The sequence below is a fragment of the Actinoplanes solisilvae genome, from assembly GCF_003999975.1.
GTDB lineage: Bacteria > Actinomycetota > Actinomycetes > Mycobacteriales > Micromonosporaceae > Actinoplanes > Actinoplanes solisilvae.
Genome location: NZ_RJAC01000049.1, coordinates 19,717 through 27,500 on the forward strand (window position 1 = coordinate 19,717; position 7,784 = coordinate 27,500).

Annotated in this window: 4 protein-coding genes; 2 read left to right on the forward strand and 2 right to left on the reverse strand. The window is 72.5% G+C overall.

The window, feature by feature from the left end:
- Positions 1-105: 105 nt before the first annotated feature.
- Complete coding sequence (locus EER30_RS45535; RefSeq protein WP_127509240.1) at positions 106-3,111, reverse strand: FtsX-like permease family protein; 3,006 nt, start codon at positions 3,109-3,111, stop codon at positions 106-108.
- The gene (locus tag EER30_RS47785; RefSeq protein WP_164842772.1) at positions 3,108-6,038 is read right to left on the reverse strand and encodes an FtsX-like permease family protein; all 2,931 of its coding nucleotides are present in this window, start codon (positions 6,036-6,038) and stop codon (positions 3,108-3,110) included. Before EER30_RS47785 ends, EER30_RS45535 begins: the two co-directional genes overlap by 4 nt.
- Positions 6,039-6,125: 87 nt before the next feature.
- On the opposite strand from EER30_RS47785, the gene EER30_RS45545 reads away from it, so the two are divergent.
- The gene (locus EER30_RS45545) at positions 6,126-6,995 is read left to right on the forward strand and encodes an LLM class F420-dependent oxidoreductase (protein WP_127509242.1); all 870 of its coding nucleotides are present in this window, start codon (positions 6,126-6,128) and stop codon (positions 6,993-6,995) included.
- Between the two features lie 210 nt (positions 6,996-7,205).
- Positions 7,206-7,598 (forward strand): hypothetical protein, encoded by a 393-nt coding sequence (locus EER30_RS45550; RefSeq protein WP_127509245.1) that lies wholly within the window; start codon positions 7,206-7,208, stop codon positions 7,596-7,598.
- Positions 7,599-7,784 lie beyond the last annotated feature (186 nt).

The following is a 7,784-nucleotide window of genomic DNA, read 5'->3' on the forward strand; positions in this document are numbered from 1 at the left end:
CCCTCATCACCTCAGGCCCTGCCACCTTCACCCCAACCGCTCGTACCCGCGCCTGTTCGGGGCGGGTTTCCGACCTGGCCCGTCTGATCAGCGGAGACCGCGCGCTCACCGGATGCGGCGCAAGGTTCGGCGGGCCGCCAGCAGGGCTGCTCCGGCCAGGATCGCGGCTGTGGCCGCGGCGGTCAGCACGATCACGGGCAGGCGGGGCCAGCCTGCCAGGGGAAGCGCCGGGGGCTCGAGACCGGCCAGCGGCAGCGCCCACCCGGTCAGCCACCACCCGAGCGACGACACGCCCATGCCGGCCACGACCGCCACCAGAACCAGCACGGGGTAGGTCCACAGGGTGGCCTGCCGCAGGGCGCCGCGGCTGAGACCCTGGCCGCGCAGGGCGGAAAGGTCCTCGACCCGGCGGTTGCGGTCTACGGCTGCGGCCAGCACGAGCGCGCCCGCGGCCAGCGCCGTGGCCAGGGCGGCGACGATCACGTAGAACCACATGGCGATCGCCGGGCCTTCGCTGTCGAGGCGGGCGCGGATGTGGGAGGCGTTGACCGAGCCGGTCACCGTCATACCGCGCGCGGTCAGACGGTTGACGATGTCGTCCGGAGCGCGGTCGTTGAGGAAGACCATCGCTCGGTTGCTGACTACGCCGTCGGCAGCCAGTCGGTCGGTGTGGTCGAGGTCGGTCAGCACGGCGGGAGAACCGACGCCAGGCACGGCGGGCAACGACAGGCGGACGTCCACCGGCTCGGGGTGGCCGTCGAGACCGCCGATCTCCTTCAGGGCCGGCACCCCGGCCACCGCCACCGGCAGCGGGGAGGGAGCAACGGCCGGGTGCACCGCCATGCCCGACGGCAGGCCGTTCAGTGACGTCACCTCGATGCGCAGGCCGTCCGAGGAGGCGCCGATCCGACCGCCGGCCGACGCGCGCCAGCCGACCGGGTCGTCCAGGACGGCGGCCGGAACGCCTCCGGCGAGTTTGTGGATCGTCACGACACCGGCCACGTCCAGCACGCCGGTGCCGGCCATGAAGCGCAGCGAGTTGAGGGTGCACCCCGGCGCGCAGGCCGGCACGGTCTGCTCGTACGTGTGCCGGCCCGGCCGTAGCACGCCCAGCTCGACGATCTCGTCGTTGCCGCCGTCACGCGGGGAGAGCACGGCGCTCAACGTGACCGCCTTGCCGGTCTTGAACTCGGACGTCGTGATGTCCAGCCGCAGCGTGGCGCCGTCGACGTTCACCGGTGGGGCGCCGGCGGGACGGAGCAGGGACGCGACCGAGGCGGCCGTCGACCCGCCGGACGGCCAGGCCGCGACCGACGCGAGACGGGTGGTGTCGACCGCGAGCACCGACGGCTGGTCGGGGGCGGACGGGAGCCGTACGGCGGCCATGGCGAAGGATCCTGACGGGTCGACGGCGCGGACGGCGGCCAGCAGGTTCTGCCGGCCGGTCGGGCCGAGCTGCAGCACCCGGGTCGCGCCCGTTCCGAGCACCGCCTGGTCGGAACGGCCACGGGCGGCGACGTCGACCGCCGCGGCCGCGTAGCCGACCACCGCCACCGCGGCCGTCAGCAGCGCGAACAACCGCACCGCCCCGGGCCGCCGGGAAAGCTGGAAACCGGCCAGCGCGAGCCCGACGCGGCCCCGGCCCAGGGCGCGGCGGCCGAGCACGGTCGCCAACGGCACGAGCAGGCGTGCCGCGACCAGCGACCCGGTCACCAGGACCAGGGCGGCCGCGGCGGTTCCCACGCCGCGCAGCGCGGACTTGAGCTGCACGACGGCGACCACGGCCAGGATGACCACGACGATCTCGGCGGCGATCGCCCGGGCGCTGTTCGGCACGGCCGGCGCGCGGCGCAGCAGTTCAGCGACCGGGGTCGCGATCTGTTTGCGTTCGGCGAACAGGGCTGTCAGCACGGCCGCGGCGGCCGCGACCGGAGCCCAGCGCAGCGAGCCGAGCCCAGGGTCGGCGCCGACGCCGGGGAAACGGTAGGCGGCGAACGCATTGATCAGCAGTTGTCCGGCCAGGCAACCGGCGACCGAGCCGATCAGGATGGCTACCACGTTCTCGCCGGTCGCCAGCCACCAGCGCTGGCCCCAGCGGGCACCGCGCAGCGCGACGACGGCGAGTTCGGGGCGGCGTCCCTCGGTGCCGTAGCCGACGGCCAGGAAGATGGTGAGCAGGGCGAGCAGTACGAGGGCGACGGCCAGGACCGGGACGATGCGGTGCCCGGCGGCGCGGCCCGAGTCGATGCGGGCGAGCAGGTCGGGCAGGTCGCTGCGCAGCTCGACGCCGGCCCCGAGGGCGGTGACTGCGGCCTGCGTCCGGGCGAGCGCGGAGCGTACGGCGGGAAGGTTGTCGACGGCCAGGGCGCCCGGCCGGGGGAACGCGTCGAGGTGGGCCTCCACGGTGCCGCGGTCCATCGTCTCGACGGTGGCGGCGGTGACGAACGCGGGGTCGGCCGCGCCGGGCGGAACACCGGGGTTGAACCCGAAGTAGTTGTGTTGTCCCCAGTAGATGTCTCCGGCGTCGGGCACGCTGTACAGGCCGGTGATCAGGAACTGCTTCTCGGCGCCGTCGGGGACGTAGTAGCCGGGCTCGCCGCGCGGGATGAAGTAGCGGGCGAACCGCATCGTGATCGAGTCGCCGGGCGTGAGTTCGAGCCGCCGAGCGGTCCGTTCGCCGAGAACGATGTCGGACTCGCCGATCAGGCACCGGCCGGCGACGATCCGCAGGTGGTCGCAGACGTTCTGCCGGGCGACCATCTTGGTGGCGTAGTCGACGGTCGGCTCGATGCCGATGGTCGGATACTCCATCGAGTAGACGGTGTCGAAGCCGGGCAGGGTGCCCAGGGCCGAGCCGTCGCGCTCGAGGTCGGGGCCGGGCACGTCGGCGCCGGGCTCGACCGTGCGCCGGTCGCCCTCGACGGCGCGGATCCCCACGGCGAGTTCGGCCGGGGTGGCCGTGGCGACCTGGCCGGCGGCCACCGCTCGGTCGGCCGCGCGCAGATAGGCGGGGGCGGCGACCGCGGCGGCCACGCCGAACAGGGCGAGCAGCGCGACCGTGACGGCCTGGCCGCGCCGGGCCCAGACCATCGCGAGCACCAGGGCGATCATCGGAGATCCCCGTTCAGTTTGCGCACCGACAGCCAGGTGGTGGCGCCGAGCACGACCAGGGCGGCCGCGGCGGCGACCGCGAGCGGGACGAGGCCGAGCGCGCCCGGTGGCGGAATCACCCGCCAGCCGTCCGGGAAGGGCGGGGCGGTCACCGCGGCGATCGGACGGGCCACGACCGCGGCGACGAGCCCGCCGAGCAGGCCGGCCAGGGCGACCGAGCCGGCGCCGGTGTAGGCGGTGGTCAACGCCGTACGCCGGGAAAGGCCTTGGTTTCGCAGAGCGCGCAGGTGTTCGAGCTGCGGTTCGCGGTCGACAGCGGCGGCGACCGCGAGCAGACCGGCGGCTATCAGGCCGGACACGGCGACGGCGAGCAGGCCGAACGGGGCGGTGACCACGGAGCTGTCGGCGTCCAGGGCGGCGACCCGGCCGGCGGCGGTGCGGTCGCTGAGCACGGGCAGCCCGATCGCGTCGACGACCGACTTCGGCGCGTCAGCGGTGAGCCAGACCTGCGAGATGCCGCCCTGGTCGCTGTCGCCCGCGACCCGGCGGGCCGCGTCGAGGTCGGTGAGGACACCCTCGACCCCGACCACCGGCAGGACGGTCGCGGCGGCCACGACCCGTACGGGGGTGGCCGCGTCGCCGAAGCGGCTCAGGGCGGCATCGTCGAACACCCAGATGCTCGGGGTCTTGCCGGCCAGCACGACGGGCAGGGGCAGGGGTGAGTCGACGACCCACACCTTCGTCGCACCGGCGGGAACGGTCGTGAGGGTCAGACCACCGTCGCCGGTGGCGATGCGGACCGCGAGAGTGCTGAAGTCGCCGCGCCACAGGGACACGTCGGCGAGCGCCGCGCTGTCCGCGATCACCGCCGACGGGTTCTGCTGGGTGAGCGAGCGGACGGTGACCGAGCCGAAGTCGGAGCCCTGCGGCGAGAACAGCTCCCAGCCGACCAGGCGGCAGCCGGGCGCGACCGCGCAGCGCGGCACCGCGGCCGACACCTTCTGGACGCCGGGACGGATGCCCTTGAACTCGATCCGCACGCTCTCGCCCGTGCCCTCGTGCTGCAAAATCACGCCGAGCAACGTCGTGGTCCGCCGTCCGCTGTTCACCTCGGCGGTCAGCCGGTCGCCGGTGACCAGCGGCAGGGCTTTCGGCGCGGCACCGTTGAGTTCCCGGTACGAGGGATGCCAGGTGGACACCGCGGCGAACCGGCTGCTGTCGACGGCCAGCACCGGTGGGGAGCCCGCCGTGTCCAGGACGGCGGCCATCGCGTAGCGGCCGGACGGGTCGGCGCTGCGCACCGCGTGCAGCAACTCGGTGCGCGTGGACGCGGTCACGGTCAGCACCCGCGCCGCGCCGAGTTCGACGTCGGCGCGCTCGACCCGCTCGGTGCGGCCCGCCGCGTAGACCCCCGCGGTCAGGGCGGCCATCGCGACGGTCACGACCACGAGGGCGAACACCCGGTCGGTGCCGGGCTGCCGGGAGACCCGTACGGCGGTGAGGCCCAGCTTGACACGGCCGGCGCGCAACGCCACCGCGCCGACCTGATCGGCCAGACGGCGCAGCAACCGGGCCAGCAGCAGCCCGACGGCGAGCGCGACCAGCGCGGGCGCCACCACGCCGAGCCCGCCACCGCCGGAGCGTGCCTGATAGACGGCCCCGGCCGCGAGCGCGACCAGGGCCACGTCGATGACACCGGACCGCCAGTCGCGCCGGGCCGACGGCACCCGGCGCAGGAGCGCGACGATGGGCGCCCGCTGGTGCAGGGCGTCGACGGCCAGCAGCACCAGCAGGGCGATCCCGAGCACGACGAGCACCAGCCCGAGCGACAGCAGCACGGCCACGCCGAGCTCCGAGCTCACCGGCAGTCCCCGGGCCAGCGGCCAGGCGAGCAGGAAACCGGCCGCCCAGCCGCCGATCGCCCCGGCGGCGAGGGGCAGCAGGTGCTGGCCGAGCGCGAGCCGCAGGATGCCGCGGGCGGTGCTGCCGCGCAGCTTGAGAAGGGCCGCGTCGGCGCGCCGCTCCCGGCCGGTGAAGCGGCCCGCCAGTCCGAACGCGAACCAGGCCAGCACGGCGGTCTGACCGAGCGCGATCGCCACGCCCTCGGCCACGTCGATGCGTACGTCCCGGACCCGGTCGACCAGTTTGCCGGTCGGCGCGAACAGTTCGAGCTGCGCGGCGGCGAAGCTCGGGGCGGCCCGGTTGACCAGCCCGTTCAGGTCGTACGCCCCGTCGCCGCGCAACAACGCCAACGGCACCTCGACGTCCCACGCGACGATCTGGCGGGTCAGCGACGGGTCACGGAACGCGTCGAGCGAGGTGAACATCGGGTCGAGGGTGCCCTGCGAGCGGAACAGCTTGGCGCTCCAGTAGGCGCCGCCCGGCTCGACCGCCTCGTAGACGGCCGACACGCGGAACGGCATCGGGACGGCCGCGGTGGCCGAGCGCACCTGGAACGAGTCGCCCGGCTTCAGCTTGAGCCGGCGGGCCGTGTCGGCGCTGATCGCGGCGTCGTCGGCCGCCGACGGGCACTCGCCGGTCAGCCGCACGTTGCGGCAGAACGCGTCGCGGTAGGCGATCGGCAGGCCGGTCGACGCGCCTTGACGACCCGGATAGTTGTAGAAGCCGTCGGAAACGACCCCCAGCACCGGTGCGGCGCCCGGCAACGGCAGCAGGCCGCGGGTGGTCGTCCCGAGGGCGTCGAGGGCGCCGCGCGGATCGTCGGTCGCCCCGGTCGCCTGGCGTACGCTGATGGCGCGTTGCTCGACCGGGGCCGAGGTCACCGTGCTGCCGGCCGAACGGGAGGCCACCGTCAACCCGTACCAGGCTGCGCAACTCGCTGCGGCGGCCAGCAGCAGAGCCAGCAGCGCGACCAGCAACGCCGGGCCGGAGCGCCGGCGAACAGCACCCAGGGCAATGTCATACATACGTTCTGTTTCCCCCGATTACGCGATCTTGGCGCACACTCTGGTACCGGCGGCCGCGTTTGCCAAGCCTCGGTTAGGTTGAGCCGCATGAGCGTACGTTTCGGGGTGTTCGTGCCCCAGGGCTGGAAGATGGACCTCGTCGAGATCGATGACCCGGTCGAGCAGTACGAGGCGATGACCGACGTCGCGCGGGCGGCCGATGCCGGGCCGTGGGACGCGATCTGGCTCTACGACCACATGCACACCGTCCCCGAGCCCACCCTGAACACCACCTTCGAGGTCTGGACGGCCACCTCCACACTGGCCCGCGACACCAGCCGGGTGCGCATCGGCCAGATGGTCGGCTGCAACGGCTATCGACAGCCTTCCCTGTACGCCAAGATCGCGTCGACGGTCGACGTGGCGAGCAAGGGCCGGCTCATCGCGGGGCTCGGCGCCGGCTGGTACGAGCACGAATGGAAGGCGTACGGCTACGAATGGCACGACGTGCCGCAGCGCATGAGCGAATTCCGCGAGGCCGTGGAAATCATTCATCGCATGTGGACCGAGGACCGCCCGGTCTTCGAGGGCAAGCACTACCGGATTGACGCGCCGATCAACCAGCCGCGTCGCCGCCCGCAGTTCTGGCTCGGCGGTGGCGGCGAAAAGGTGACCTTGAAACTGGTCGCCAAATACGCCGACGGCTGCAACATCGGCGCCGGCAACCCCGAGGTGATCCGCCACAAGATCGACGTGTTGCGTGCCCACTGCGACACGCTCGGCCGCGATTTCGACGCCATCACCAAGTCGACCACCATCGAACTCGACCTGACCGAATCGACCGCCGACACCATCGGCCGTGTCGAAAAGGCCGTCGAGGCCGGTGCCGACTACGTCATCTTCTACATCCCCCGAGTCGCCTACGACCACAAGGACCTGCACCGCATCGCCGAGGAGCTGATCCCCCAGTTCCGCTGACCTGTAGGCCTTAGCAGGGTGGCCGGACCGTAGCGCGGTCACCGTGTCGGCAACCCGACATATCCCGGTTGATTGAGCGCGACCGGCCACCCGCGAAACGTCGGACGAAAATACCGGTGCCGTCGATTCGCGACGCCGTTCCGCGACCCGTGCCAGCATCGAAATGTGACCGCACCCGTTCGGAGGTGCGGCATTTCACGGGGAGTGGAAATGCGGAACAAATTGTTGGCCACGGGTGTCGCGACGGTGCTGGCCGCCGCAGGTCTGTCCATTGTCGAAACGTCGCCCGCGGCCGCCGCCGGCACCTTCGGATGCGAATACCCGCGAGTCTGCCTCTATACGAAAAGCTCGGACTGGATCGCGCGCAAGCCGACCGCCTGGTACCAGAAGATCACGCCGGACTGGCAGCGGCTCGGCCCGCGCAGCGTGCACGCCTACGCGGTCTACAACACACGGATGGACGACTCCGTCTGGCTCCTGAGCGACGACGAAACCGTCTCTTGCGTGGGGCCGCTGACGACCTGGTTCTTCGACGAGCTCGACGTCCCGCAGCGGATCGTCGCCCTCCAGATAGTCGACGACCCCGACTGCTTCGTCGAGTGAGCGGCCCAGTTGTTGTCAGCCGCCCAGTTGTTGTCACCGCACCTGATGCCACAGGGCCGCACGGCTAAGACCGCATCTCATTAGGGGTTGTTGCTGGTCAGGAGGTTGAGGCGGGCGGCTCGGCGGTAGCAGATCAGAGCGCAGGCCAGGCGCAGGAATCCGGTGAAGTGGGAAGCCTTGCGGTCG

Coding starts and splice junctions, on each gene's coding strand:
- EER30_RS45535 (WP_127509240.1), bottom strand. CDS start 3,111: ATGATCGCCCTGGTGCTCGCGATGGTCTGGGCCCGGCGCGGCCAGGCC.
- EER30_RS47785 (WP_164842772.1), bottom strand. CDS start 6,038: ATGTATGACATTGCCCTGGGTGCTGTTCGCCGGCGCTCCGGCCCGGCG.
- EER30_RS45545 (WP_127509242.1), top strand. CDS start 6,126: ATGAGCGTACGTTTCGGGGTGTTCGTGCCCCAGGGCTGGAAGATGGAC.
- EER30_RS45550 (WP_127509245.1), top strand. CDS start 7,206: ATGCGGAACAAATTGTTGGCCACGGGTGTCGCGACGGTGCTGGCCGCC.